Origin of the sequence: Methylobacterium radiodurans, from assembly GCF_003173735.1 — a bacterium.
Taxonomy (GTDB): Bacteria; Pseudomonadota; Alphaproteobacteria; order Rhizobiales; family Beijerinckiaceae; genus Methylobacterium; species Methylobacterium radiodurans.
The window spans coordinates 2,379,905-2,405,480 of the sequence record NZ_CP029551.1 but is presented as its reverse complement, the minus strand read 5'-3'; the positions used below and the strand labels follow the sequence as shown (position 1 = coordinate 2,405,480).

The window sequence follows — 25,576 nt, the reverse complement described above, 5'->3', positions numbered from 1 at the left end:
CGAGGGGAGGTGGCGATCCGGGGCGCTGCGGCTGCGGACCGGGTGGACCCGCGGGGCCGCCCCGGGCAATCGTCGGAGCGGGTTCATGGACAGCGTCAGCGCGCAAGACATCGTCGACACGGTGCCGTCGAGCCTCCTCGTGCTCGACATGGATCTTTGCGTCCGTTCGGCCAACCGCGCCTTCTACCGAACCTTCGCGGTCGAGCCGGAGTCCACGCTCGGGCGTCCCCTGTTCGAGCTCGGGAACGGCCAGTGGGACATCCCCGACCTGCGCCGCCTGCTCGTCGAGGTCGTGCCGCGCGACGGGACGGTCGAGGGCTACGAGGTCGGGCACGATTTCCCCGACATCGGGCTCAAGTGCATGCGCCTCAACGCCCGCAAGGTCTTCCGGCCCGGCAACAACGTGCCGTTCCTGCTGCTCGCCATCGACGACATCACCGGCGAGCACGAAGCCCACGACGAGGCCGAGCGTCAGGGTCGGCTCGCGCGCAGCATCGTCGACACAGTGCGCGACCCCATGGTCGTGCTCGAGGGCGACATGACCGTCGCGGCGGCGAGCCGGGCATTCCTGCGCCTGTTCGGCGACGAGGGCGGGGACCTGATCGGGCGCTCGCTCTACGACCTCGCCCAGGGTCAGTGGAATGTCGGCCGGTTGCAGGAACTGCTTGCGCGCGTGGTGCCGAACGATGCCGCCTTGGATGGCTTCGAGATCGAGGACGAGTTCCCGGGGTTGGGCCGACGCATCTTCAAGCTCAACGCGCGCAAGGTCCATCGCCCCGGCAACCACGTCACCCGGTTGCTGCTGGTGTTCGAGGATGTGACCGAGGCGCGCCTGCTGGAGCGGCATCGCGACCTGCTCGCCGCCGAACTCGCCCACCGCATCAAGAACAGCCTGCAGATCATCACCTCGTTTGTGTCCTACGAGATCCGCCGGGCAGCGGAGCCGTGCATTGCGGGCTATCAGGCGATGCAGGCCAGGATCGGCGCGGTGGCAGGCCTCTACGACGTGATCTCGCGCTCGGCCTCGCTCGGGCCGGTGCCAGTGATGCCCTACCTGGAGGGCATCGCCGGGAGCCTGCGATCCAGCCTGCTCGGCACCGAGAGCGGCGTCCGGATCGAGGTCCAGGCGGAACCTCTGGCCATCGTGGCCGACCACGCGGTGACCATCGGGCTGATCGTCAACGAACTCGCCACGAACGCGGTGAAGTACGCCTTTCCAGGCGGACGCGGGCGCATCGCCCTCGGCGTCGGGCGGCGAGACGGCGAGGTCGTGCTGACCGTCGCCGACGATGGGGTGGGTCTCGCGGCGACCGCCGGGAGCGGACCAGCCTCGGGCAAGGGCTCGCGCTTTGTCGAGGCGTTCGTGCGCCAAGTCGGCGGCATCCTCGCCACGGCCTCGTGCAAAGCGGGTACGACCTACACAATCAGGCTGCCCACCACCATCCTCGCCGAGAGCTGACGCTCCTGGGCTGTTCTTGCTGGCCCGAGGCTTGTCCGCCCGCGGGACGTCGGGGGCTTGCGGGCGAACGAGAGAACGGCCGAGCGCGGTGAGGCTGCTTTTCAGGTCGGTATCCTGCGCGTCCCGTCGCCTGATAACAAACGGCATCGCGGGACAATAATCCGGGAGGCGTTTCGGGTGCCGCGTCCAGACGAGAGCGGTCCCGGCGTCGTCAACCTTCATCGAAGGGTTGAACGGTATGGGATGCTCCCACCTGCGCCCGTGCTCCGAGCCTTTTCCACCGAGCGCTACCAACTCAGACCATCAATGAGTACGATCCAGCGCAGGTGACACGAATTCGTATTCATGTCGATTATCACCGTCGTGTGGCGCGCTAATTTTTCATAAATAGACCATCTGTTAGCGGAATATCAATGGAGCAACGCAACTCTGATTCATTCAGCGCGTAGCAAGTCCTGGCTTTCAACGCATAGGGCAAAGCCTTCTCGATCAGCTCCCGCCCGTACCCGCGCCGGACAGGCTCTCTGCTCTCGCTCAATCTCACAATGCCTGCCTCGAACCACTCCAAGAGAAGCCGGCTGCCGCCCTGCTCGTCTTGGTAGGTGCACCACGTGATCTCGAGCCGACCCCGCTCATTTGTCAGTGCGCCATACTTGCGCGCGTTCGTCGCAAGCTCGTGCAGGGCGAGCGCGAAGGTCTGCACCGTAGCCTTGCGCAGGGCGACCGTGGGTCCCACCAAATTGATGCGATCTTGCATCGCCGCAGCACCGAGCGCGTCAAGCTCGGACTGGATCAGCGTTCGGAGAGTAATCGGCGCTTGCTCAGAGCGGGATAATAAGCTCTGCACACGGGAGAGAGCTGACAGACGATCGTTGAATTGCACTCTGAATACATCGAGCGAGCGTGCATTCTTCAGGGTCTGTTGCGCGACAGAGCGCACGACCCCGATGAGGTTGCGGGTGCGATGCTGCAACTCGGCAACCATCACCGATTGCCGCTCTTGGAGCTGGCGCAAGGCATCGATGTCGGTTGAGGTGCCAAACCACTCGGTGATCTCGCCGGAGATCACGTCGCGCACCGGCACAGCGCGAGTGGAGAACCAGCGGTAGCACGCGGCCTGTACGTCGTGCAGGCGGTGCTCGACCATCAGAGCCTCCAGTTGCTCCGTCGCGCGCCACGCCGCCATCACCCCTCCACGGTCCTGCGGGTGGACGGCTTCGAGCCAACCGAGCCCGCGGCTGGCCAGCTCGCTGAGGCCCGTATAGGCGCACCATTGCGGACTGGACCAAGTCCGATCGCCCCAAGCCGTCGCGCGCCAGACCAGATGCGGGACGCCCTCCACCAGTGTCCGCAGCCTCGCCTTGCTCGCGCGGAGCGCCAGTTCCGCCGCGCGCTGCTCAGAGATGTCGAGCAGTGTGCCCAGCACGCGGGCGCCCGGTTGTCTCTGGCCGTCCGCGTGGACGATCTGCGCGCGCGCCTGGATCCAGCGAACCGCACCATCGGGATGGATGAAGCGGCCCTCGGCCTGGCTCCAACCGCTCCCACCGGGATCGAGGACCTCGGCGAGGCGCGCCTGCAGCAGGGCACGATCCTCGGGATGAACCGCGGCCCAGATCGTGTTGGCGTCGAGTTGGCCGACCGGCGCGAGCCCGCTGATCTCGGCCGTCCGCGCATCAAACACGAAACGGTCGCTCTCCACCTCGAACGACCATACGCCGAGTCGCGACGCGTCCAGGGCAAGGCGCAGCCGCGCCTCGCTCGCACCAAGTCGCTCCTCGGCTTCGCGGCGCTCGGTGATGTCGATGGCGATGATGCAGCCACCCACGATCTGGCCGCCCGCCTCGCGCAGCGCGCTCACGGCGTTGCGCACCCATACCGGCGTGGCATCAGGGCGTAAGTAGCGCTTCTCGATGGTAAACGGGATACCCTCGGCCAGCGTCCGCCGCAGCAGACGCGCGTTGGCCGGCCAGTCCTCCGGATGCGTGAGTTCACGCATGGAGCGACCGACGAGTTCGGTCCGCGCCCGCCCCAGGATCTCGCAGTAGCGATCGTTGGCGAAGGTGACGCGGTCGTCCGCGTCTACGAGGACGATGCCCGCCTCGGCCTGCTCGGCTAAAGACCGGAACCGCTCCTCGCTCGCGCGCAGAGCGCGCTCGGCCTCCGCGCGCTCGACCGCGTCCCAGGTGCGGGCTGCCACCTGCTCGATCAGGCTGATCTCGTCCGGCGTCCACGTTCGGGGAACGCGGTGCGCGGCGTACAAGACGGTCACCAAGCGCCCGCCACGCACGAGCGGCACCGATACGAAGGCGCGAGCGTCCAGGGTCTGCCAGAGTTCGGGGTTGGCAGCGGCCAGATGACCGACATCCGCTAGCGCGATCGTATGCCCCGCGCGCTGCCGCGCGAGAAGCTCGGATCCAAGCAACTCCATATCGCGCGAGCGGGGCTGCGGGCTTTCCCGGTCGGCATAGCGAACCTGCGCCCGGATGGTGCGGCCATCGGGCTGAACGGAGGCGTAGCCGACTTGACTCACGTCGAGTTGTCCGGCGAGCGCGCCCACGGCGATCTCCATGATCGCCCGCGGCTCAGCGAGCGGCTGCAACTCGTCACTGAGCCGCAGCAGGAAGGCTTGGCGGACCTCGCTCGCGTCGAGGGCATGGAGCTTGTGCAGGCGGTCGATCAGCGGCCCGAGGATGATGGTGTAGGTGCGAAGGAACTCCGTGTCCTCCGGCGTGAAGTCGCGCGGCTCGGTCGCGTCCACCTGGAGCAGACCGTAAGCCTTTCGGCCGGGCAGGAAGATCGGCGCGTTGGCAAGCGCGATCACCCCGGCCGCACGCATGAAAGCGGAGCCCGTGAAGCGCGTTTCGGCGCGTATGTCCTGTGTTACTACGGGCCTTCCGATGGCGATGGAGTAGCTCTCCAGAGAGTGCTCGCTCACGGGCAGGCGAACGTGGCCGACGACGTCGGCGGCCCAGCCGACGCCGGCGCGCACGAGGAAGACCGTGCCATCGTGCTGGATCTCCAAGATCTTGGCACGACCGGTGCCGAGCACGTCGGCCACGAGGCGGCAGGCCTCTGTCAGAATCGCGTCGAGATCCTGGCTTTCCAGGGCGAACTCGCCGAAGTCCGCGAGCACCTTCTGGCGCTGCAGCATCTGCTCGCAATTTGGCATCACGATCGTCCCGGCTCGAGCAACGTCGTGCTTCCAGTGCATAACGCTATCTGTGCGCGCGCGCCAACGGGTGAGCCTGTTCCAAGACAGGTGTCTTCGCGCTCTGGAACGCCTCGATCATTCTGTGCCGAGATGAATTATGACATGATAATTCATCTCTCATGACCGAAACTCATCGACAGATTTACCGCGACTTCATGTCGACCATACTGATGCGAGCTCAAATGTCAGCCGCGCATCTCGGTGCTCCGGTGCCGTCCCCTCAATGCACGCTCGATCTAACATCAACGGCTTGTTCCATGCCGCGCGATCACGAAGGTCAAGTGGAACCGGGGACTGAAGTTGATCTCTCGCCGGGAAGCAGACATGGCGCTTGGCGCCCCACACAGCCCTATAGCAGCTCGCAACCTTGTCCCGGACGCGGACGCTGAGCTGACAAAAGGCCCGGATCCGGATCGCACCAAGTGTGGTTCGCCGCCGTTCACGGGTCCGACCGGAACCGGCCTGTCCAAATCAGGTGATCAAACCGGGATTGCCTTCACGGCCGGCGGATGGCTTGGAGCCGCTCCGGTCCTGCATGAGATCGGGAGTGAAAGAGGCAGCCGACAAGTTACATCTGCATAGCCCGTTGAATTTACCGTCTGCCTTCCCCGATCGAGCTGCAACCACCGGAGCGGTGACCTCCGCCTCAAACAGCACCAGGGCAATTGCCGGCGTGAGCATCCGGCGCTGACTGCCCGTAGCCTCACGATCGACCGAGGTTGAGATGCCTTGACCGTGAAGCTGCACACCGAAAGGCAGCCTGACCCGATCTCACGGATCGCTGCAAATTTTGACGTCGTTGAGCGATTGTCGCCCACGGCTCAGACGATTGCCGACAATATGCGCAATATCGTGGCTGCTTTGCAGCGCCTTTCGTCTTTGCGTCTGCTTGCACTCGCTCGACAATTGCCGCGTCTTTCCGTGGGAGTTGGAGAACGATGGCGCATCTTACGCGGCGCGGCTTCGTCGGATCTGCGGCGCTGCTGGCAGCACCCGCGATCGTGCGGCCTGCCTTCGCGGCCGACACCGTGAAGCTCGGCTGCCTGTTCTCGTCGTCGGGCACGATGGCGAACATCGAGGGCCGCCTGAACCACGTCGTCCGCATGGCCGCCGACGAGATCAACGGCCGCGGCGGCGTCAACGGGCGCCGCATCGAGGTGCTGACCTCGGATCCGGCCTCCGACTGGCCGCTCTACGCGCAGATCGGCCGGCAGATGCTGCAGCAGGAGAAAGTGGCGGCCCTGTTCGGCTGCTGGACCTCCGTGTCGCGCAAGTCGGTCCTGCCGGTGGTCGAGCAGAACGACGGGCTGCTGTTCTACCCGCTGCATTTCGAGGGCGACGAGAATTCGAAGAACGTCGTCTACGTGAACTCGCCGCCCGCCAGTTCCGTGCTGCCGGCGGTCGACTACCTGATGGGCCCGGACGGGGTCGGCGCCAAGCGCTTCTTCATGATCGGCTCGGACTACGTCTGGCCGCGCACGATCAACAAGCAGCTGAAAGGTTACTGGAAGAGCAAGGGCATCCCGGAGAGCGCGTGGCGCGAGGAATACGTGCCCTTCGGCTTCTCGAACTTCCAGACGCTCGTGAACCAGGTGCGCAGCTTCGCCAGCCAGCCCGGCGGCCAGCCCATCGTCGTGCTCACCGTCGTCGGCTCGTCCATCCCCGACTTCCTGCGCGAGTTCGCCAACCAGGGGATCGCCGCCACCGACGTGCCGATCCTCGGCCTCGACATGGTGGAGGCCGACCTCGAAGGGCTCGATACGGCCAAGCTCGTCGGACACCTCAATTGCTGGGCCTATCTGCAGGCTGCCAAGGGCGAGAAGAACAAGGCTTTCCTGGCCGATTGGGCCGCCTACGTGAAGACGAAGAGCGTGCCCTTCAGCGCCGACACCGTGATCGACCCGATGGTGTCGGCCTACGACAGCGTCCATCTCTGGGCGCTGGCGGCCGCCAAAGCCGGCTCCTTCGCAGTGCCAGAGGTGCGCAAGGCCTTTGCGGGGCTCAGTTTCGCCGACCCTTCCGGCTACACGCTGACGATGACGGGGGAGAACAACTACGTCTCCCGTGGCGTCTTCATCGGCTCGGTCAACGAGCGGCGCGGCTTCGACGTGCTCTGGCAATCGCCCGATGCCCCGAAGCCGGTCCCGTTCAGCCCCTACGGTTGAATGCGGGACCCTGCGATGAACCGTGTCCGCGCCGCGCTCGCGGCGCTCGCGATGCTGGCGATTCCGGCCTCCGCCGCGCCCCTCGACCGGGGTGCGCTTGCGGTGGACCTCTGCGGCGACCCGGCCGCTCAGGCGCGCGGGGCGGAGGGCGTAGTGCGCGCCGCCGCCGACGCCTCGGTCGAGGATCTGAGAGCGGCCGGCCACCTGCTGTCGGCGCTTGCCGAACGGCGCCTCGCCTGCGGGAGCGCCGGCGCCCTGCTGCTCGACGGAGCGGGCGCTTCGGAAGGCCGTGACGCGCTCACGGGCGCGATGCGGCCCGCCGCCGAAGCGCGCGCGCCGGTGCTCGGCCTGCGCCAGCGTGCCCTCGTGGAGACCGCGCGCGCCGCCGTCGCGCTTCTCACGGCCGAGAGCGTCGCCGCGCGCGCCGCCGGGCTCGCCACCCTGGAGCGGCGCGCCGGCGCAGTGCCGGACGCGGTTCTGGAGCGAGCGCGGGATGCCGAGCGCGACCCCGCCCTCAGGACCGCGATCACGGGCGCGGCCCAGGCCGCCGCCCTTTCCTCGCCCGATCCGGAAAAGCGCCGCGCGGCGGTCGCCGCGGTGGCGGCGGCCCCCTCGGGGGCCGCCCTCGCCCGGCTCCAGGCCCTTCGGAACGAGCCCGCCGCAGCCGACCCGGCCTTCACCCGGGCGCTCGATGCCGGCATCGCCTCCGTGGAGCGGGCGGTGCGGATCGGAGACGGCCTCGCGATTCTCTACAACGGGCTGAGCTTTGCCAGCATCCTTTTCATGGCCGCGGTGGGCCTCGCGATCATCTTCGGCCTGATGGGGGTGATCAACCTCGCGCAGGGCGAGTTCATCATGCTGGGGGCCTACGCCACCTTCGGCGTGCAGGAGGCTTTCCGGCGCCTCGCGCCCGGTCTCCTCGATCTCTACCTCATCGCGGCGATCCCCGTGGCGTTCGGGGCGACGGCGCTCGTCGGCATCGCGGTGGAGACCCTCGTCCTGCGCCACCTCTACCGGCGCCCGCTGATGAGCCTGCTCGCCACCTGGGCGGTCAGCCTCTTCCTAGTGAACCTCGTGCGGGTCGCGGTCGGGACCCAGAACCTGCAATTCGCGATGCCGCCCTACGTCAGCGGCGGCGTGCCGCTCTACGCCGACTTCGTCGTCACCTGGAACCGCCTCTTCGCCATCCTGTTCGCGGCGGCGACCCTCGCCCTGACCCTTCTCGTCCTGCGCTGGACGCCGCTCGGCCTCGACATTCGCGCCGTGACGCAGAATCGGGAGATGGCGGCCTGCCTCGGCCTGCCGACCCGCCGGATCGACCGTCTCGCCTTCGGCCTGGGCTCCGGGCTCGCCGGCCTCGCGGGCGTGGCCCTCTGCCCGATCTACAGCGTGAATCCCGGCATGGGCTCAGGCTTCGTCATCGATGCCTTCATGGTGGTGGTGCTCGGCGGCGTCGGCAGTCTCGCGGGCACGCTGGTGGCCGCCCTCGGGATCGGCGGCGCCAACGTGCTGATCGAGCCGCTCTCGGGCGCGGTCGCCGCGAAGGTCATCGTGCTCGTCGGCATCATCCTGTTCCTGCAGCGTCGGCCGGAAGGCCTTTTCGCGGCGAGGCGGCGGCGATGAGCGGCGCGGTGCAGGCCGGCCTCGCAACCACCGCCCGGAAGCGGCGCGCGCCGCGCGATACGCTGGTCGCGCTCCTCGTCGGCCTGTGTCTCGCCGCGGCGCTGGGCCTCGTGCTCGGCAGGCCCGCTCCGTACCTCGTCAACGCGGTGGGCCAGCTCGCCGCCTTCGCGATCCTGGCGGTCTCCCTCGATCTGATCTGGGGCTACCTCGGCATCCTCAGCCTCGGTCACGGGCTGTTCTTCGCGATCGGCGGCTACGTCTGCGCCATGCATCTCCTGGCGCACGGGACCAGCGTGACGGGCCAGCTTCCGGATTTCGTGCAGTTCATGGGCTGGAAGGGCCTGCCGGCCTACTGGGCCGGCCTCGAACATGCGCCCTACGCCCTTCTGCTGGCCCTCGGGCTCGCCGGGCTCGTCGCCTTCCTGTTCGGGCTCGTCGCATTCCGCTCGCGCGTCAACGGGGTCTACTTCTCGATCATCAGCCAGGCGCTCGTCTACGTCGCGATGCTGCTGATGTACCGCAACGATACCGGGCTCGGCGGCAACAACGGTATGACGGGATTTCCGCTGCTCTTCGGCTGGCCGATGGGCTCGCCCGGTGTCGTCACCGGCCTCGCGGTCGCGACACTCCTGGCCCTGGCGGCGGTGCTCGCCGGCACGCGCTTCCTCGTCGGCAGCGCGATCGGGCGCCGGACGCTCGCCTGCCGCGACGACGAGACCCGCCTTCGCACGCTGGGCTACGCCACCACGCGGCTGAAGCTCCAGGTCTGGTGCCTCTCGGCGATGATCGCGGCGCTTGCCGGTATCCTCTACGTGCCGCAGGTCGGCATCATCAACCCGCGGGTGCTCGCGCCCGACCTCTCCATCGAGATCGCCGTCTGGGTGGCGATCGGCGGCATGGGACGTCTCGGCGGCGCAGTGATCGGCGCCGTCCTCGTCAACGCCCTGAAGTTCTGGCTCAGCGCCGCGATGCCTGAGGCGTGGCCCTTCATCCTCTCGGGCCTCGTCCTCGTCGTCGTGCTGGTCCTGCCGAACGGGCTCCTCGACCTCGCGGGCCTGCGCCTGCGGCCGACCTGGGCGCGGGGCACCCGATGAGCGCGCTCGTCGTCGATGGGCTGACCGTCGCGTTCGGCCGCTTCCGGGCGCTCGACGCGCTCTCGCTCGCCGTCGATCCCGGCGAGGTCCGCGCCGTGATCGGCCCGAACGGGGCCGGCAAGACCACGCTGCTCGACGTGATCTCCGGCATCACCAAGCCGATGTCCGGCCGGGTGATGCTGGGCGACCGGCTCGACCTCACGCGGATCTCCGAGGCCGCGATCGCCCGGGCCGGAGTGCGGCGCAAATTCCAGAAGCCCAGCGTCTTCCCCGCGCTCACCGTGCGCGAGAACCTCGCGATCGGCTGCGGGCCGGATCTCGGCCCGGGGCCGCGCGCGGCGCGGATCGCGGCTGTGCTCGGCGAGATCGGCCTCGGCGCCCGTGCCGCGGTGCCGGCGGGCTCGCTCGCGCACGGCGAGAAGCAGTGGCTGGAGATCGGCATGGTGCTGGCCGCCGAACCCAGGCTCCTGCTCCTCGACGAGCCCGTGGCCGGGCTCTCCGACGCCGAGACCCAGCGCACCGCCGAGTTGATCGGACGCCTGCGCCGGCCCGACCGCGCGATCCTGGTGATCGAGCACGACATGGGCTTCGTGGAGGCCATCGCCGACAAGGTGACGGTGCTGCACGAGGGCCGCACCCTGTACGAGGGCGGGATGCGGGGCGCCCGCGAGGATGCCCGCGTGATCGAGGTCTTCCTCGGCCGATGACCCGCGCGACCGCACCCGCCGCCCTCACCGTCGAGGGGCTCGACCAGCATTACGGCAGCGCGCAGGTGCTGCGCGGCGTCGGGCTCGCGATCGAACCCGGCGCCTGCCTCGCGGTGCTCGGCCGCAACGGCGCCGGCAAGACCACGCTGCTGCGCTGCCTCACCGGCATGATCCCGGCGAGCCGCGGCTCGGTTCGCCTCGACGGGGCCGACCTGACGCGCTTGGCCCCCGACCGGCGCGCGCGCGCGGGCCTCGCCTATGTTCCGCAGGGGCGCGAGATCTTCCCCGACCTCTCGGTTGCCGAGAACCTGCGGGTCGCAGCCCGCGCGCACGGACTGGAGCGGACCGACGCGGTTGACGAGGCCGCCGCCTTGTTCCCGGCGCTCCGCGGCCTCTGGGGGCGGCCGGGCGGCAACCTCTCGGGCGGGCAGCAGCAGCAACTCGCCATCGCCCGCGCGCTCGCGACCCGCCCCCGCGCGCTCCTCCTCGACGAGCCGACCGAGGGCATCCAGCCCTCGATTGTCGCGGCGATCGAGACCGTGCTCGCCGGGCTGAAGGGCCGGATCACCGTGCTCCTGGTCGAGCAGTACCTCGATTTCGCGCTCTCGGTCGCCGACGCCGTGGTGGTCCTCTCCCGCGGCAGCGTCGTCGAGCGCGGCGAGCGCGGGGCACTGAGCCGCGCCGACCTCTCGCTCCACATCGCCGTCTAGCTTTCCCTCAGGAGACCCCCGTGTCCACGCATCACGAGATTCCCGCCACCCCCGAGACAATGGTGCTCGGCTATTTCGACGCCGCGCTCGCGCCCATTCTCACCGTCGAGTCCGGCGACACCGTCACCCTGCACTCGCACCCGGCAGGCGGCCGAGAATCGCTCCACCCCGACTCGTCGCGGCTCCCGGCCGACCTTACGGCGGCGCTCGATACGCTGAAGCCCGGACCCGGCCCCCACTTCGTCACCGGACCTGTCCACGTGCGCGGCGCCGAGCCCGGCGACATGCTGCAAGTCGACATCCTCGATCTGAAGTTCCGGCTCGACTGGGGGTTCGTGGCGATCCTGCCGCTGCTCGGCACGCTGCCCGACGAATTCACCGACTACGAGACCGTTCACGCCGACATCGACGTCGCGCGCGGCGTCTGCCGCCTGCCCTGGGGCACGGAACTCCCGCTCGACCCCTTCTTCGGCATCCTCGGCACCGCCCCACCGGCTGCCTGGGGCCGGGTCGGCACGCCGGTACCGCGAGCCTTCGGCGGAAACATGGACAACAAGGAGATGCGGGTCGGCACCACGCTCTACCTGCCGGTGTTCAACCCCGGGGCCGGCTTCTACGCGGGCGACGGGCACGGCGTGCAGGGCGACGGCGAGGTCTGCATCACCGCGCTGGAGACCGGGCTGACCGGCACCTTCCGGCTCACCGTGCGCAAGGATCTCCGGGGCGTTTGGCCCTTCGCCGAGACACCCACCGACCTGATGTCGATCGGCCTGCACGAGACCCTCGACGAGGCGATGCGCCAGGCCGTGCGCGAGATGGTGCGCCTCGTCTGCGCGCGCACGGACCTCACCCGCAACCAAGCCTACATGCTCTGCTCGCTCGCCGGGAACCTGCGCATCACGCAGACTGTGGATGGCAACAAGGGCGTGCACATGCTGATGCCGAAGGCGGCTCTCGCCCAGAAGGGGTGAGCCGCGGACGGTGCCTCCCAACGGAGAGGAGGCCCGCGCCGCATCCGGCGGCGCAGGTGGCTCTCCTGCTCAATTCGCCGTCCGGACGAATGCGAAGCGGCCCACGCTGGCCTCCGCACCGCGATGGCGCGGACCCGGCCGCGGCGGCAGCGCCCGGTCGGCCGGGACGGAGCGCGCCGCCAGCGCCGCGCGCAGGCGCTGCACCTCCGCCCGCAGGACCGCGTTCTCCTGCTCCGCCCGGTCGAGGCGGACGACGCCCGCGGGCTTGAGGCCGCCGAGGCGGCGGCGCCAGCGATAGAAGGTGCCGAGCGAGACGTGGGCGCTCGCGCAGATCTCGGCGATCGGTATACCGCGCGCGGCCTCGCCCAGCAGGAAGGCGATCTCCTCGTCCGTGTGCAGGGATCGACGCATACAGGATCTCCCGGTTCGGCAGTCGCGAGTGCACCCCTCGGTTGCGAGGCGAGCAAGAAGCGGACCGATCCGGCAATTTTGACGTTTGGCGGCGGAAGCGCCTTCCGGGCGGGCCGAAGGGCGCCGATTTGCGCAAGGGCCGGCCGGTCCTGCAGCCCATTTCACCTTGGGATTCCACACACCGCGCCGGACAATCCTCGTGCGAGCGATGCAGCCTGAGGAGTTCCGATGGACCCCACGCCGACACCCGACAGCTCCGCCGACCCAAAGACCGCCCCCGTGCAGCTCGCGCTGCGCGGCATCCGCAAGAGCTTCCATGCCCGGTCCGGCCCGGTCCCAGTCCTCGACGGCCTGAGCTTCGACATCCACGAGCGCGACTTCGTCAGCATCATCGGGCCGTCGGGCTGCGGCAAGACCACGGTCTTCAACGTCATCGCGGGGCTGCTCGAACCGGATGCCGGCACGATGCTGTTCCGCGGACGGCCGGTGGCGGGCCTGCGGGGCCGGATCGGCTACATGATGCAGAAGGACCTGCTGTTTCCCTGGCGCACGGTGCTGCAGAACGTGATGCTGGGCCTGGAGATGCGGGGCACGGACCCGCGCGAGGCCACCGACACGGCCCGCCGCTACCTCGCCCAGTTCGGTCTCGGCGGCTTCGAGAACGCCTATCCGAAGACCCTCTCGGGCGGCATGCGCCAGCGCGCGGCGCTGATCCGGACGCTCATCATGGATCCAGACATCCTGCTCCTCGACGAGCCGTTCTCGGCCCTCGACTACCAGACCCGCCTCTACCTGGAAGGCGTGCTGCTCGACGCGGTGGAGCGCTTCGGCAAGACCGTGGTGCTGGTCACCCACGACATCGACGAGGCGGTGGCCCTGTCGAAGCGCGTCGTGGTGCTGGGCGGCCGGCCCTCGCGGGTGAAGAACGTGCACGCGATCGAACTCGGCGACCGCTCGCCGATCGGCGCGCGCAGCGACCCGCACTTCTCCGACTACTTCCACACCCTGTGCGGCGAGCTGGACATTCAGACCCGCGCCGGGACCGCCTCCACCGCCCGCGCCGAGGCCGCCTGATGACGACGCACGCTCTGAAATCCGCCGCACCGCCCGAGGCCGAGCGCCCCGCCGCGATCCGCCGCGGCCCGGGCCCGCTCGCCCGCGCGGTCGACACCGCCCTCGGCCGAGGCCTGATCCAGGTCGTCGCGGTGGCCGTGTTCTTCGCCGCCTGGGAGATCGCGGTCGATGCCGGCTGGCTCACCGAGTTCCTGGTCGGCGCGCCGTCCGGCATCTGGCGCGTCTTCCGGGCGAGCCTGATGGACGGCAGCCTCGCGGTCGACACCTGGTACACGCTGATCGAGGCCATCCTGGGCTTCGTCATCGGCACGGCGCTCGGCTCGCTGGCGGGCCTCGCGCTCTGGTACTCGGTCCTCGTCGCCCGGGTGGTCGAGCCCTTCATCGTGGCGATCAACTCGGTGCCCAAGATCGCGCTCGCGCCGATCGTGATCCTGTGGTTCGGCACCGGCTTCGTCTCGAAGGTGGCGCTCGCGGTCTCGCTCACCGCGCTGGTCGCGCTCATCGCCGCCTATCAGGCCGCGCGCGACGCCGACCCGGACCTCCAGGCGCTGATGGCCTCGATGGGGGCCTCCAAGAACCGGATCTTCCGCTCGGTCATCGTGCCCTCCACGCTGCCGGCGATCATCGGGATGTTCCGGATCAATATCGGCTTCGCGCTGGTCGGTGCGGTCGTGGGCGAGTTCATCTCGTCCCAGCGCGGCCTCGGCCACCTGATCTACAACGCCTCGTCCCTGTACGACCTGAATACGGTCTGGGTCGGGCTGTTCGTGCTGATGTTCGTCGGCTTCGTCCTCTACCACGTCATCGACGTCGTCGAGCGCCGCATCCTGCCCTGGCGCCAGGTCTCGACGGCCGGCGGCATCCAGGTCTGACGCCTCTCTTCCCCTCCCGCCCCTCCCGCCCAGGATCCGTCCCGATGAAGCCGCTGCGTCCCGCCCTGCTCGCCGCACTCCTCGCCTGCGCGAGCCCGCTCCCCGCGCTCGCCGCCGAGCTGAAGGCCACGGTCTCCCAGGCCTTTCAGTCGATGCTCTACCTGCCGCTCTACGTCGCCATGGACGAGGGCCTGTTCGAGAAGGCCGGCATCGACGTCACGAAGGAGACGGCAGGCGCGCCGAGCGTCGCGCTCTCCGCCGTGATCTCGAAGAGCGCGCAGTTCTCGATCCACGGGCCCGAATGGACCGCGGTGGCGGCCTCCAAGGGCGCACCCGTCAACGTGGTGGCCAACGTCGTCAACGGTGCCGCGGTCTGGATCGCCACGGCGCCGGACTTCCCCTGGACGGACGTGAAGAGCCTGAAAGGCCAGACCATCGTCACCGGCCTGATGCCGACCACCAGCACCTCGCTCTTCCTGAAGCTCCTGAAGGAGAACGGGATGAGCAAGGACGACGTGACGCTCACGCAGGTCGCGCTCGGCACCGAGCCGGGGCCCTTCCTCGCCGGCCAGGCCAAGGTCGCGGTGATGTACGAGCCCGGCCTCGATCAGGTCGTCGCCAAGGGCATGAAGGTGGTGCTCGGCTTCCCCGAGAAGTACGGCCCCTACGCCTTCTCGGCCGTGAGCGCCCGCAAGGACGTCGACCCGGCCGTCGCCCAGGCCTTCGTGAACGGCATGCAGGCGGCGATCCGGCTGATGCACGCCGAACCCGCGCGAGCCGTGGCGGTTGCCAAGAAGCAGTTCCCGACTCTGGACCCCGCCGTGGTCGAGGCGGCGGTGAAGCGCATGACGACCGAGAAGGTGTATCCGGACAGCGTGGACATCACCAAGGAGGCGATGACCCTGGGTCTGGACACGCAGATCGCGCTCGGCAACCTCGCGGCCCAGCCCGATTACGCGACGTTCGTGCGGCGCGACTTCATCACGAAGGCGACGGCCGGCAACTGAGGAGCTGACGCAACCGTGTCGATGCACGAACGCGGCCTCGTCGAGGCGGTCCTGGCGATCCGCGCCGGCCGCCTCGACCCCGAGGCCTACGCCGCCGCCCTCCACGCGCGGGCACGGCAGCTCGATCCCACCGTGCGCGCCTTCACGGTCCTGGCCGAGCCGATGGAGCCGGCGGACGGCCCACTCGGGGGCATCCCGGTCGCCGTGAAGGATATCGTGGCGACCCGCGACCTGCCGACCGCGAACGGCTCGCCGATCTACGCGGATCACGTGCCTGCGGCGGATGCCTGGGTGGTGGCGCGCCTGCGCGACCTCGGCGCCTCGGTGCTCGGCAAGACCGTCACCACGGAGTTCGCCTGGCGCCATCCCGGCCCGACCCACAATCCCTGGCGCCTCGGGCACACGCCCGGCGGCTCGTCCAGCGGCTCCGCCGCTGCGGTCGCGGCCGGGCTCGCTCCGCTGGCGCTCGGCAGCCAGACCTTCGGCTCGGTGATCCGCCCGGCCGCCTTCTGCGGCGTGGTGGGGCTGAAGCCGAGCTACGGCGCGATTCCCCGCACCGGCGTGCATCCGCTGGCCGGCTCCCTCGACCATATCGGCCTGTTCACCCGCTCGGTCACGGACGCGGCCTTCGCCCTTGGATTGCTCGCGGGCGCGAGCGATGCGGACCCGCACGGACAGCCCCTGCCGCCGTTCCGGATCGACCCGGAACAGGGCGTCGAGCCCCTCGCGGGCCCGCGCCTCGCCCTGGTCCGGATCGGACCCTGGGACGAGGCGGAGCCGGCGGCGCTCGCCTGCCTGGAGGCCTCCGCAGCGCGGTTCCGAGTGGCCGGCGCCCGCGTCGAGAGCCTCGCCCTGCCCGAGGCCTTCGCCGGGACGGCGGAGGCGGCGCGCACCATCCTGGCCTGCGAGGCCTCGGCGATCTATGCGCCGCTGATCGCGGCCCATCCGGACAAGGTCAGCGCCCCGCTGCGCGATCTCGTGCAGGAGGGCGCCGGCATCCCGGCGGTCCGCTACATCGCTGCGCGGCAGTTCCAGGCGGAGCTGCGCGCCGAGTTCGGCGCGGCGCTCGACGGCTTCGACGCGCTGCTCACGCTGCCGTCGCCCGGTGCCGCGCCGCAGGGCCTAGCCTACACGGGCGACCCCTCCTTCTGCGTGCCCTTCACGTATCTCGGTGTGCCCTGCCTCACCCTCCCGGCGGGCGGTATCGACGGCCTGCCGCTCGGCATCCAGCTCGTCGCGGCCTACCGCAACGATCTGCGCCTGCTGCGGATCGCGCGCTGGTGCGAGACGATCCTCGATCGCCCCCGGCGCTTCCCCGCACTCTGACGAGCCCCTGTCCGACACTCGGCGGCCGCGCAGTCGCGCCGCCAGAAGGCTGTTCCATGCTCTCGCTCATGTCCCTTCGCGCCCGCATCGAGGCGGGCACCCTCACGCCTGCGGGTGCATTGGCGCTCGTCCGAGAGGCGATCGCGGCACGCGAACCGGAGGTGGGTGCCCTCGTCAGTCTCGACCCGGACCCGGTCGTGCCGCAGGCCGGCCCGCTCGCCGGCATCGCCTTTGGGGTGAAGGACGTCATCGATACCGCCGACCTGCCGACCCAGATAGGCTCGTCGATCTACGAGGGCTGGCGCCCGAAGGCCGACGCGCCGGCGGTGGCGCGGTTCCGCGCGCTCGGCGGCGTCGCGCTTGCCAAGACCACCACGACCGCCTTCGCCTTCATGGACCCGACGCGGACGCGAAACCCCAATGCGCCGGGGCGCACGCCGGGCGGCTCCTCGGCGGGCTCGGCCGCCGCGGTCGCCGCCGGGATGCTGCCGCTGGCGCTCGGCACCCAGACCGGCGGTTCGGTGATCCGGCCGGCCGCCTTCTGCGGGGTCGTGGGCATCAAGCCCTCGTTCCGGCTCCTGCCGACCGTCGGGATGAAGTGCTTCTCCTGGACCCTCGACACGCTCGGCCTGTTCACCGCGAGCGTCGCGGACGCCGCTCACGCGCTGGCGCTCCTCACTGACCGGGCTGAGATCGAGCGCCTCGACGACGCACCACTCCGCATCGGAGTTCTTGTGCCGGATTTCTGCGCGGACCCGGAGCCGGAGGGCCTCGCCGCGCTCCGGCGCGCTGCGCGGGCCGCAGAGGCGTCCGGCGCGTCAATGTGCGATCTCGCCCTGCCGGGTCTCTACCGGGAGGCCTTCGAACTGCACGGCACGATCCAGGATTTCGAGGGGATCCGCGCGCTCGCTTGGGAATACACCCACCACCGCGCGGCGCTGCCCCCGCTGCTGCGGGCGCAGCTGGATGCGGCGGGCGCGATCCCGGCCGCGGCCTACGACGCGGCGCGGCGGGTGGCCCGCGCGGGCCGGCGAGATTTTCGCGACATGCTGAAGGGTGAGGGCGTCGACGTCGTGCTTACCCTGCCGGCGCCGGGCACGGCGCCTCACGGCTACGCCTCGACGGGCGACTCGCGCTTCAACCGGCTCTGGACGCTGCTGGGCGTCCCCTGCGTGACAGTCCCGGTCCCCGGTGACGGACCGCCGCTCGGCGTGCAGGTGGTCGCACCGTTCGGGGAGGATGCCCGCGCGCTCGCCGCCGCAAGCTTCGTCGAGCGGGCCTTGGCACGCTGACTGCCGCGCTGAAAGTGCAGTCCGCCGAGCGGTTCGTCAGAGCGGACGTTCGACCGTCGGGAGGTCTTCTGACCGGCAGGATGACTGGCCCCGAACAACTCATTCCGGCCGCGGACGAGCCTCGCAACCGAAACCCGCGTCTCATATTTTCACGCCCTGGAACCGGTGCGCGTGGGGGGTCGCGACGGTGCTTCCGATCTCGGCGCGACGGCGGCATCGTGCTGGCCGCTGCGGGCCAGGGCGGTCGCTACGAATCCGGACGCCTTCATCTCCTCGATGTAGCGAGCCAGATAGGCCAAGGCCGTGTCGCGTCCTCTCGGTGCCGCCATGGCCTGCTCGATCACCATGAATCGCCCGGGAAGGACGCGCACATCCGCATGGTCGCGTGCGTAGATCTCCAGCGGCTGCCTGACGGAGGCGACCGCGTCCAGCCGTTCCTGGCGGAACAGGTCCAGGGCCACCTGTGAGGTCGGAGCGAAAACGCGCTCGGCCGACGTGAGGGCGCGCGCCAGATACAGGTCGTAGGCCGTGTTTCGGCCGACCGCGATCCTGACCCCGGGCCGGTCGACTTGGTCGTTCTCCAGGATCGGAGAGGCTTTCGGGACCATGTAGGCCCCCTCGATGATCACCTAGGGCGGGGTGAAGGCGATCGTCTGGGCTCGCTTCGGATCGACGGCCAGAAAGGCCACGTCCCAGCTCCCGGGGCCGTTCAACGCATCGACGACCTTGCCGGCCGTGTCGAAGGTCGTGAACGACACTGGAACCTTGAGCCGGCGTCCAAGCTCACGGGCCAGATCGGCCGAGATCCCGGCCGGCTCCCCGTCCGGCCCCCGCTGGGCCAGGACGATGTTGCCGTAGTTGATCGCGGCCCGCAGCGTCCCTGTCGGCGCGATGTGACGCGCGATGTCGTCATCGTCAGCTCTCGCCATCCTGCTATCTCCGGCGTTGATGAGCATGAGGACTGCACAAATCGTGGCCTGCACCGCCACGTAACGGAAGCGCGTCATCGGTGGCTCGCTCTCTCGGCCCTTCGCCGTTCAGTTCCCGCAGATGAAGGCGCCGCCGAGCCGAATGTTCAACAGGGCGGCGACGGCCGTCATCGTCGGGGCGGTAGCCGGTACCAACGGCCTTGAAGCGCCCGTCCGAGCCGTAAGCGTCCGTCAGCGTCCAGCCCGAGCCGCGTCATGCCCGTGCGACCGCGCTGGTGGCGCCGACCTCGCCCGTCCGGGATCGCCGGCGACCAAGCCAGAAGACCAGGGCGCATCCCGTGCCCGTGAGGGCGCAGAGCGGCAGGAGGGCAAGCGGGAAGCTCCCCGTCTGCTCGCGCAGCACGCCGATCAGCGAAGTGATCGCGCCGGTTCCAAGATGCGCCAGGGTGTTGATGGCCGCGATGCCCGCCGCCGCCTGGGCCGGCGGCAAGGTCTCGGTGGCGAGGGCGAAGAACGGACCCTTGATGGCGTAGTTGCCGAGCAGGACCAGCGACAGCAGGACCAGCGTGATCCAGAGCGAGCCCGTCAGCAGCGTCAGGGCGAAGCTGAGGGAGGTCAGCGCGAGTGGCAGGGCCGTACTCCAGATGCGCTCGCCGCTGCGGTCCGCCCGCAGGCCCCAGACGATCATGAACACCGAGGCGATGCCGAACGGGATCATGTTCAGCAATCCGGTCTCCAGGTTGCTGAGGCCGAACCCCTTCAGGATCTGCGGCATCCAGAGGGACAGCGTGTTGCTGGTTGCCGAGCTGCCCGCGTAGATCACGGCGAGGATCCAGACCTTACCGTTCGTGAGCACCGCCCGGACCGCGGCGAGACCGTGCGCGTGCGATTGTCCGGCCTCGGCGGCCCGGCGCTCGGTGTCGAGGCGGTCCGTCAGCCAAGCCCGCTCCTCGGCGGTGAGGAACGTCGCCTCCGCGGGGCGGCTCGGGAGCAGGGCGAGGGCGGCGAGACCGAGGAGGACCGCCGGCACGGCCTCCAGGATCAGCAACCACTGCCAGCCGCGCAGGCCGCCCGAGCCGTCGAGGGTCAGCAGCGCGGCGGAGAGCGGCGAGCCGAAGAAGCTGGAGAGCGGGATCGCCACCATGAACATCGCTACGATGCGCGCCCGGTAGGCCTTCGGGAACCAGTAGGTCAGGTAGAGGATGACGCCGGGAAAGAACCCGGCCTCGGCCGCGCCGAGCAGGAAGCGGGCGACCGAGAAGCTGACCGGGCCGGTCACGAAGGCCGAGCCGATGCCGACGAGCCCCCAGGTGATCATGATGCGGGCGATCCAGATCCGCGCGCCCACCCGCTCCATCGCGAGGTTGCTCGGCACCTCGAACAGCACGTAGGCCACGAAGAACAGGCCCCCGCCCAGGCCAAAGGCCGCGGTGGAGAGGCCGAGGTCGCGGTTCATCGTCAGCGCCGCGAAGCCGACATTCACCCGGTCGACGTAGGCGATGAAGTAGCACAGCACCAGAAAGGGGATCAGGCGGAGCCCGACCTTGCGCATCGTCCGGCTCTCGAAGGTGCCGCCGGCCTCGGTTGGGGATACGGTCGTCCGTGACATGGGTCAGTCCTCGTCGTCTGGTCCGGAGCGCCGGGCTCGCGGGGGCTATCGGTCGAAGCGAAAGAGCTTTGCGGGGGTGTCTCCGAGGACGATCCGGCGCTCGGCCGCGTCCGGTATCCAGGCTTCGAGGTCGCGCAGCGCCTCGGCGGGGCTCGCCTGCGTCTCGAACTGCGTGTGCGGCCAGTCGCTGCCCCAGAGCAGCCGTCCCGCTCCGAAGGACGCCCGCAGGCGCTCGGCGGCCGCCCGCGCCGTCTCTCTTCCCGCCTCACCGCTGCCGATGCGGTAGGCGCCCGACAGCTTCACCCAGACGCCGCTGCCGGCACCGAAGCCCAGGAGCTGCGCGAAGCCGGGATCGGCGATGCCGAGGGCGGGATCGATGCGGCCGAAATGATCGACCACCACGGGGATTCCCGCCGCGATCAGCGGCGGGAGAAGGCCACCGAGGCGGCGGGCCTCGGCCTGGACCTCGATCTGCCAGCCGAGATCCTTCACCCGCGCCAGATGGCTCTGCCAGACGGGCGTGCCGAAATCCGGGTCCGGCCGCCCGATCAGGTTGAGGCGCAGGCCGACGACTCCCGCCTCCGCCAAGTCGCGCATCGTCCCGGCATCCACCTCAGGCGACAGGACCGCGATGCCGCGCAACCGCTCCGGCGCCTGGCGCAGGGCCGAGACCATGTAGCCGTTGTCGGTGCCGAGGAAGCTCGGCTGGATCAGCACGCCGCGGGCCATGCCGTTCCGGTCCAGCATCGTCAGGTAATCGGCGGTGCTCGCGTCGTAGTCGGGGGCGTAGCGCCGCTCGCCGGCCAGGGTGAGGGCGCGGGTGAAGACGTGGGCGTGGGTGTCCACCGCGGCGGTGCCCTGGGCGAGGCCCGGCGCAATACGCGAGGCCGTCGCCTCCGCTGCGCGGCCAAGCCCGGGAAGGGCGAGAGCGAGGCTGCCCGCGAGCAGGTCGCGGCAGAAGGTGCGCCGGTTCATCGGATCATCTCGGGGTTTGGGGGAGGAGCGCGCCGCCGCTCCGCGCGTCCGGCAGGAGGCCGACGGCGAGGAGGACCAGCCCGTAGGCGGCCAGGGCGAACAGGCCGATAGCCGGACCGAGGCCGCAGATCTCGCTGAGCAGGCCGACGCCGAGGGGAAGCGCAGCGGAGGCGAGACGCCCGGCATTGTAGCAGAAGCCCATCCCGGTCCCCCTCAGGCCGGAGGGGAAGAGCTCGCTGAACAGGGCCGCGAGGCTCGCCGGGATCCCGGCCGCGCAGAAGCCGAGGGGGGCGCCGAGGAGCAGCAGGACCGTGCCGTCGATGGGGACCAAGAGGTAGAGGACGACCAGGGCCATGCAGCCCCCGGCGAAGAGCGCCACCGTCCGCCGCCGGCCGAGGCGGTCCACCAGTCCGCCCGCGACGAGGCAGCCCAGGCCGAAGGACGCGATGATGATCGCGAGGTAGAGGCCGGTGCCGAGGACCGAGGTGCCGCGCTCGGCGCTCAGATAGGTGGGCAGCCATGTGAATAGGGCGTGGAAGCCGCCGTGGGCGCCCAGCCCGAGGAGCGCCCCGATCACCGTAGCCCGGCGCAGGCCGGGCGAGAAGATCGCGAGGGGACCGGCGTGCGCAGGAACGGCCGCGGCGGTGCGGGGCCTCGCCGGTTCGGGCACGGAGCGGCGGAGGTAGAGGATGAAGAGCGCCGGCGCGAGGCCGCAGGCGAACAGCGCGCGCCAGGCGACCTCCGGTTCAAGACACGAGAATGCGAGGGTCGAGAGGAGCACGGCGGCGCCCCAGCCGATCGCCCAGCCACCCTGAACGGCGCCGAGAGCCTTCCCGCGATGCTCCGGCCGGATCGCCTCGGCCATCAGGACGGCCCCGGCCGCCCACTCGGCACCGAAGCCGATTCCCTGCAGCAGCTTCAGCGCCAGGAGCTGCGTGAAGCTCTGCGCGAAGGCGGCCAGGAAGGTGGAAACCGCGAACCAGAGGACCGTGATCTGCAGGGCCCGAACCCGGCCGAGCCGGTCCGACAGGAAGCCGCCGATCCATCCCCCGAAGGCCGCCGCGACCAGGGTGACGGCACCAATGAGGCCGGCATCCGAGCGGCTGAGCCCGAAGGTGGCGATCAGGGCCGGGATCGCCAGGCTGAACATCTGCACGTCCAGGGCGTCGAGCGACCATCCCCCGAGGCAGGCCCAGAAGGTGCGACGCTCGGCCGGACCGGTCTCACGGTACCAGCGGAACACGGGGTTTCCTCCGTCCTCGCAAGAGGACTAGTCATTTATATGACTAGAGGAACACGGTTCGTTGCGAGCGTCAAGGCACCCGAGAACGGTCAGCGGATGTCGATACGGTAGCGAAAGTCCGCGGCCGCACCCCGGGTGAGGCGCCACTCGATCGGGCGGCCATCGAAGCCGAAGGCGAGGCGCTCGACGACGACGACGGGTGCGCCCTCGGCGATATCCAGGCATTCCCCGTCCGCCGCGGTTGCTGAGGCGACGGTCAGCGTCTCCTCGGCGCGGGCGACGATCTCGTTGCAGAGCCGCTCGTAGGCCGGATAGAGGAGATCGCCGATCTCCGGAAGCGGCGCCGTGAGCAGGGGGGCGAAGCGCCCGGCCGGCAGCCAGATCTCCTCGGACAGGATCGGGCGCCCCTGCAGCAGTCGGAGGCGGACCAGCTGGATCGTCTCGGCGCGCGCATCGACGGCGAGAGCCGCGCGCACGGTTTCGGGTGCCGGGCGAAGCGCGCGCGACAGGATCCTGCCTTCCGGCACGACTTGGCTTCCGTCCGGTCCGAGGTGCCGGAAGAAGCGGAACAGCGAGCGGTCGAAGCGCGGACGACGGACGAAGGTGCCGCGGCCCTGCTGGCGCTCGACCAAACCGTCGGCGACAAGGACGTCGATCGCCTTCCGCACGGTGCCTATGGCGACACCATGCGTGGCGGCGAGTTCGGCCTCGGTCGGGATCGGCTCGCCGGACCGCCAAGTGTTGCGCGCGATCTGGTGCGCGATCTCGTCGCGCAGGCGCTGGTAGAGAGGCAGGCGAAGGTCAGGTTGGGTCGTCGGGCTCGAAATCATGTGTATGACTGTATGACCCGCCTGCCCGCTAGCCAATGGGGTCGGAGCGAGAAGTCCGGCCCAACCGATTCTATCCGCTGTCAGCGCTCTCGCACCGCATCACGCGGCGCCATTGTCGGAGGCGATCGAGGCGACGGTGCGTTTCGGTCCACCAAAGCATCAGCTGGCGGCCGGTCAGCTCCATGTCCGGCGCGCCGGCCTCGCTGCGGCGCTACAGGGACACGATCGTGCTGGCGGCCAGATAGAGGCCGAGCACGAGCATCGCGATCAGGAACCACCGGCGGAACCCATCCGGATCCATCCGCTGGCGGATCGCCTGGCCCGCGAACATGCCGGCGAAGGCGGCCCCCATCGCGAGAAGCCCCGGCAGAGCGGTCGAGGCGTTGAGGAGGCCCACGCTCGTGAGATTGAACGCCTGCGCCAACGTCGCCACCGTGAAGAAGACGCCGAGCGCCTGGACCAGTTCGTCCTTCTCCAGGCCAATCGACTGCAGGTATGGCATCGACGGTATGACCTGAACGCCCGTGGCAGCCGAGATCACGCCCGTCAGGAGGCCGACGATGCCGCCGATCCATTTCTCGTTCCGGGGCGCCGTCCGGAACTGCAGACGCGTCAGCCCGAGCCCCGCGTAGATCACCAGCAGGATCCCGAGCACGATTGTGGCGTAGCGCGCGTAGGGGCCCGCTATCAGCGCGCCGGATGCCCAGATCGCGACGCCGGTGACGAGGAGCAGCGGCCACAGCCTGCGCAGGATGCTGGGCAGGTAAGGCCCGGCGAAGGTCTGCCAGATGTTGGTGACGATGGCGGGCACGATGACGATGGTCAGGGCCTGCAGCGGCGTCATCGCCACGGCGAGCAGGCCCATCGAGACGGTCGGCAGCCCGAGGCCGATCACCCCCTTCACGAAGCCGGCGATGCCGAAGACGACGGCGATGAGGACGAGCATGCTGGGGAGCCTGACTGGAGGATCGGCCCGATCGTGCGAGCGGCGGTTGCGCCTTAGGTTCCCTTCCGCCGCGACGCCAGCCCTGGCAGCCGGCAGCATGACGCAGACTGGGCGCCCGCGGACGGCAGGGCCTGGGCGGCGCGCGCGATTGGCCGCTCCTCGGGCGGTGTGATATCCGGGCCGGATGTCCGAAGCTCTCGAGATTGCCCACGGCGACTTCGGCCGGGTGGCCCTGCTCGACATGGACCGCGGCCTGGTCCGGCACGCGCATCATCACTGCCACGTCCTGCTGAAGGTCGAGGGCGACGACACACAGTTCCTGGTCGGCGAGCGCGTCGTCCGCCTCACGGACGAGCAAGCCGTCCTCGTCAACGCCTGGGAGACGCACGCCTACTTGCACGATCCGGCGCGCGACAAGGCGATGATCCTCGCGCTCTACATCGAGCCCGCCTGGCTCGGATCGTTCCGCAACAACTGGGCGGCGAGCGGCGCTCCGGGCTTCTTCGAGCAGCCGGTCGGGCTGATCACGGCCCGGATCCGTCAGCTCGCCCGGGATCTCGCGGCCGAGATGGTCTACGCACCGGACGCGCGCCACATCCGTGAGACCCTGCTGCCCGGGCTGATGATCGCCCTGATCGAGCGGTTCACCGCGTGGCGCGAGGCCGGGTTCTCCCTGCGGGGCGCCAGCCGCGGCCGGGACTGGCGCGTGCAGCGGGCCATCGTCCGGCTCCGGGCCGAGCCGGGGAGCGAGACCGGCATCGACGCGCTCGCGCGCGAGGTCGGGCTCTCGCGGGCCCATTTCTACCGCCTGTTCGAGCAGACGACCGGCGCCTCGCCGAACGTCTTCAAGAACGCCATCCGGGTCGAGCGCGCGGTCCGGACCATCGTCGGCACCGACCAGGGACTGACGGAGCTCTCGCTCGGTCTCGGCTTCTCCACGCCCGCGCATTTCTCACGCTTCTTCCGCGACCATGTCGGCGTCCCGCCGAGCGTCTTCCGCAGCATCGTGCGCCGCGGCGCGCCCCCGCTCGCCTGAGCACCACCGGCTTCTTGCCGCGGCGCTTTTTGAGACGTTTCGGTAAGTCGTGAGACGCGGCGGGATCCTCCGTCGCGTTCAACGCG

22 protein-coding genes are annotated in these 25,576 nt (G+C 69.8%); 13 read left to right on the top strand and 9 right to left on the bottom strand.

All coding sequences use genetic code 11. From position 1 onward, the window contains the following. Positions 1–85 precede the first annotated feature (85 nt). Positions 86–1,459, top strand: a complete 1,374-nt coding sequence (locus DK427_RS11105; protein ID WP_109951312.1) for a sensor histidine kinase — start codon at positions 86–88, stop codon at positions 1,457–1,459. A 373-nt stretch (positions 1,460–1,832) separates the two neighbouring features. Here the strand turns inward: DK427_RS11105 and DK427_RS26685 are convergent, their stop codons facing one another. Then, positions 1,833–4,670 carry a PAS domain S-box protein gene (locus tag DK427_RS26685; RefSeq protein ID WP_204165301.1) on the bottom strand — a complete coding sequence of 946 codons (2,838 nt, stop codon included), beginning with the start codon at positions 4,668–4,670 and terminating at the stop codon, positions 1,833–1,835. A 938-nt stretch (positions 4,671–5,608) separates the two neighbouring features. Between DK427_RS26685 and DK427_RS11085 the strand changes: the two genes are divergently transcribed. Genes DK427_RS11085 through DK427_RS11060 form a run of 6 tightly spaced genes read left to right on the top strand, consistent with a single transcriptional unit; the run spans position 5,609 to position 11,940 of the window. Then, a complete protein-coding gene (locus DK427_RS11085) occupies positions 5,609–6,835 on the top strand; it encodes a transporter substrate-binding protein (protein ID WP_109951311.1) in 1,227 nt (408 codons plus the stop codon). A 15-nt stretch (positions 6,836–6,850) separates the two neighbouring features. Beyond that, positions 6,851–8,458: an urea ABC transporter permease subunit UrtB gene (gene urtB / locus DK427_RS11080; protein WP_109954111.1), complete on the top strand. Its 1,608-nt coding sequence runs from the start codon at positions 6,851–6,853 to the stop codon at positions 8,456–8,458. After that, positions 8,455–9,552, top strand: a complete 1,098-nt coding sequence (gene urtC / locus DK427_RS11075; RefSeq protein WP_109951310.1) for an urea ABC transporter permease subunit UrtC — start codon at positions 8,455–8,457, stop codon at positions 9,550–9,552. The genes urtB and urtC overlap by 4 nt, the downstream gene beginning before the upstream one ends. Further along, positions 9,549–10,259: an ABC transporter ATP-binding protein gene (locus DK427_RS11070; protein ID WP_109951309.1), complete on the top strand. Its 711-nt coding sequence runs from the start codon at positions 9,549–9,551 to the stop codon at positions 10,257–10,259. The genes urtC and DK427_RS11070 overlap by 4 nt, the downstream gene beginning before the upstream one ends. Further along, complete coding sequence (urtE, locus tag DK427_RS11065) at positions 10,256–10,969, top strand: urea ABC transporter ATP-binding subunit UrtE (RefSeq protein WP_109951308.1); 714 nt, start codon at positions 10,256–10,258, stop codon at positions 10,967–10,969. The genes DK427_RS11070 and urtE overlap by 4 nt, the downstream gene beginning before the upstream one ends. 20 nt (positions 10,970–10,989) lie before the next feature. Next, a complete protein-coding gene (locus DK427_RS11060; protein ID WP_109951307.1) occupies positions 10,990–11,940 on the top strand; it encodes an acetamidase/formamidase family protein in 951 nt (316 codons plus the stop codon). 69 nt (positions 11,941–12,009) lie between these two features. Here the strand turns inward: DK427_RS11060 and DK427_RS11055 are convergent, their stop codons facing one another. Further along, positions 12,010–12,351, bottom strand: coding sequence for a transposase (locus DK427_RS11055; protein ID WP_109951306.1), 342 nt, complete (start codon positions 12,349–12,351; stop codon positions 12,010–12,012). Positions 12,352–12,579: 228 nt separating this feature from the next. On the opposite strand from DK427_RS11055, the gene DK427_RS11050 reads away from it, so the two are divergent. Genes DK427_RS11050 through DK427_RS11030 form a run of 5 tightly spaced genes read left to right on the top strand, consistent with a single transcriptional unit; the run spans position 12,580 to position 17,922 of the window. Next, positions 12,580–13,425: an ABC transporter ATP-binding protein gene (locus DK427_RS11050; protein WP_109951305.1), complete on the top strand. Its 846-nt coding sequence runs from the start codon at positions 12,580–12,582 to the stop codon at positions 13,423–13,425. Then, the gene (locus DK427_RS11045; RefSeq protein WP_109951304.1) at positions 13,425–14,297 is read left to right on the top strand and encodes an ABC transporter permease; all 873 of its coding nucleotides are present in this window, start codon (positions 13,425–13,427) and stop codon (positions 14,295–14,297) included. Before DK427_RS11050 ends, DK427_RS11045 begins: the two co-directional genes overlap by 1 nt. A gap of 44 nt (positions 14,298–14,341) precedes the next feature. After that, positions 14,342–15,304: an ABC transporter substrate-binding protein gene (locus tag DK427_RS11040; protein WP_109951303.1), complete on the top strand. Its 963-nt coding sequence runs from the start codon at positions 14,342–14,344 to the stop codon at positions 15,302–15,304. A gap of 21 nt (positions 15,305–15,325) precedes the next feature. Then, the gene (locus DK427_RS11035; protein WP_109951302.1) at positions 15,326–16,630 is read left to right on the top strand and encodes an amidase; all 1,305 of its coding nucleotides are present in this window, start codon (positions 15,326–15,328) and stop codon (positions 16,628–16,630) included. A 56-nt stretch (positions 16,631–16,686) separates the two neighbouring features. Then, positions 16,687–17,922 (top strand): amidase family protein, encoded by a 1,236-nt coding sequence (locus DK427_RS11030; protein ID WP_109951301.1) that lies wholly within the window; start codon positions 16,687–16,689, stop codon positions 17,920–17,922. Positions 17,923–18,071: 149 nt separating this feature from the next. Here DK427_RS11030 and DK427_RS27535 read toward each other — a convergent pair whose 3' ends face one another. The 7 genes from DK427_RS27535 to DK427_RS11000 form a co-directional block, all read right to left on the bottom strand. Beyond that, positions 18,072–18,530, bottom strand: a complete 459-nt coding sequence (locus DK427_RS27535) for a type 2 periplasmic-binding domain-containing protein (RefSeq protein WP_425452582.1) — start codon at positions 18,528–18,530, stop codon at positions 18,072–18,074. Positions 18,531–18,551: 21 nt separating this feature from the next. Further along, entirely contained in the window at positions 18,552–18,929 is a 378-nt protein-coding gene (locus DK427_RS27530; RefSeq protein ID WP_425452581.1) for a transporter substrate-binding domain-containing protein, read from the bottom strand. Between the two features lie 175 nt (positions 18,930–19,104). After that, complete coding sequence (locus tag DK427_RS11020) at positions 19,105–20,460, bottom strand: MFS transporter (protein WP_109951300.1); 1,356 nt, start codon at positions 20,458–20,460, stop codon at positions 19,105–19,107. A 45-nt stretch (positions 20,461–20,505) separates the two neighbouring features. Further along, positions 20,506–21,435 carry an amidohydrolase family protein gene (locus DK427_RS11015; protein ID WP_109951299.1) on the bottom strand — a complete coding sequence of 310 codons (930 nt, stop codon included), beginning with the start codon at positions 21,433–21,435 and terminating at the stop codon, positions 20,506–20,508. A gap of 4 nt (positions 21,436–21,439) precedes the next feature. Beyond that, positions 21,440–22,678: an MFS transporter gene (locus tag DK427_RS11010; RefSeq protein ID WP_109951298.1), complete on the bottom strand. Its 1,239-nt coding sequence runs from the start codon at positions 22,676–22,678 to the stop codon at positions 21,440–21,442. Between the two features lie 89 nt (positions 22,679–22,767). After that, on the bottom strand, positions 22,768–23,508 hold the full coding sequence (locus tag DK427_RS11005) for a GntR family transcriptional regulator (protein ID WP_109951297.1): 741 nt from the start codon (positions 23,506–23,508) through the stop codon (positions 22,768–22,770). A gap of 211 nt (positions 23,509–23,719) precedes the next feature. Beyond that, on the bottom strand, positions 23,720–24,454 hold the full coding sequence (locus DK427_RS11000; RefSeq protein WP_109951296.1) for a sulfite exporter TauE/SafE family protein: 735 nt from the start codon (positions 24,452–24,454) through the stop codon (positions 23,720–23,722). A gap of 184 nt (positions 24,455–24,638) precedes the next feature. Between DK427_RS11000 and DK427_RS10995 the strand changes: the two genes are divergently transcribed. Further along, positions 24,639–25,490 (top strand): helix-turn-helix domain-containing protein, encoded by an 852-nt coding sequence (locus DK427_RS10995; RefSeq protein ID WP_109951295.1) that lies wholly within the window; start codon positions 24,639–24,641, stop codon positions 25,488–25,490. Positions 25,491–25,576: the final 86 nt, after the last annotated feature.

What these genes read in the sequence shown, in the direction of transcription:
- DK427_RS11020 (WP_109951300.1), bottom strand. Translation starts at nt 20,460, where the DNA reads ATGTCACGGACGACCGTATCCCCAACCGAGGCCGGCGGCACCTTCGAG.
- DK427_RS10995 (WP_109951295.1), top strand. Translation starts at nt 24,639, where the DNA reads ATGTCCGAAGCTCTCGAGATTGCCCACGGCGACTTCGGCCGGGTGGCC.
- urtE (WP_109951308.1), top strand. Translation starts at nt 10,256, where the DNA reads ATGACCCGCGCGACCGCACCCGCCGCCCTCACCGTCGAGGGGCTCGAC.
- DK427_RS11105 (WP_109951312.1), top strand. Translation starts at nt 86, where the DNA reads ATGGACAGCGTCAGCGCGCAAGACATCGTCGACACGGTGCCGTCGAGC.
- urtB (WP_109954111.1), top strand. Translation starts at nt 6,851, where the DNA reads ATGAACCGTGTCCGCGCCGCGCTCGCGGCGCTCGCGATGCTGGCGATT.
- DK427_RS11040 (WP_109951303.1), top strand. Translation starts at nt 14,342, where the DNA reads ATGAAGCCGCTGCGTCCCGCCCTGCTCGCCGCACTCCTCGCCTGCGCG.
- DK427_RS11045 (WP_109951304.1), top strand. Translation starts at nt 13,425, where the DNA reads ATGACGACGCACGCTCTGAAATCCGCCGCACCGCCCGAGGCCGAGCGC.
- DK427_RS27535 (WP_425452582.1), bottom strand. Translation starts at nt 18,530, where the DNA reads ATGGTCCCGAAAGCCTCTCCGATCCTGGAGAACGACCAAGTCGACCGG.
- DK427_RS11085 (WP_109951311.1), top strand. Translation starts at nt 5,609, where the DNA reads ATGGCGCATCTTACGCGGCGCGGCTTCGTCGGATCTGCGGCGCTGCTG.
- DK427_RS11000 (WP_109951296.1), bottom strand. Translation starts at nt 24,454, where the DNA reads ATGCTCGTCCTCATCGCCGTCGTCTTCGGCATCGCCGGCTTCGTGAAG.
- DK427_RS11050 (WP_109951305.1), top strand. Translation starts at nt 12,580, where the DNA reads ATGGACCCCACGCCGACACCCGACAGCTCCGCCGACCCAAAGACCGCC.
- DK427_RS11005 (WP_109951297.1), bottom strand. Translation starts at nt 23,508, where the DNA reads ATGATTTCGAGCCCGACGACCCAACCTGACCTTCGCCTGCCTCTCTAC.
- DK427_RS11015 (WP_109951299.1), bottom strand. Translation starts at nt 21,435, where the DNA reads ATGAACCGGCGCACCTTCTGCCGCGACCTGCTCGCGGGCAGCCTCGCT.
- DK427_RS11055 (WP_109951306.1), bottom strand. Translation starts at nt 12,351, where the DNA reads ATGCGTCGATCCCTGCACACGGACGAGGAGATCGCCTTCCTGCTGGGC.
- DK427_RS27530 (WP_425452581.1), bottom strand. Translation starts at nt 18,929, where the DNA reads ATGACGCGCTTCCGTTACGTGGCGGTGCAGGCCACGATTTGTGCAGTC.
- DK427_RS26685 (WP_204165301.1), bottom strand. Translation starts at nt 4,670, where the DNA reads ATGCACTGGAAGCACGACGTTGCTCGAGCCGGGACGATCGTGATGCCA.
- DK427_RS11035 (WP_109951302.1), top strand. Translation starts at nt 15,326, where the DNA reads ATGCACGAACGCGGCCTCGTCGAGGCGGTCCTGGCGATCCGCGCCGGC.
- urtC (WP_109951310.1), top strand. Translation starts at nt 8,455, where the DNA reads ATGAGCGGCGCGGTGCAGGCCGGCCTCGCAACCACCGCCCGGAAGCGG.
- DK427_RS11070 (WP_109951309.1), top strand. Translation starts at nt 9,549, where the DNA reads ATGAGCGCGCTCGTCGTCGATGGGCTGACCGTCGCGTTCGGCCGCTTC.
- DK427_RS11030 (WP_109951301.1), top strand. Translation starts at nt 16,687, where the DNA reads ATGCTCTCGCTCATGTCCCTTCGCGCCCGCATCGAGGCGGGCACCCTC.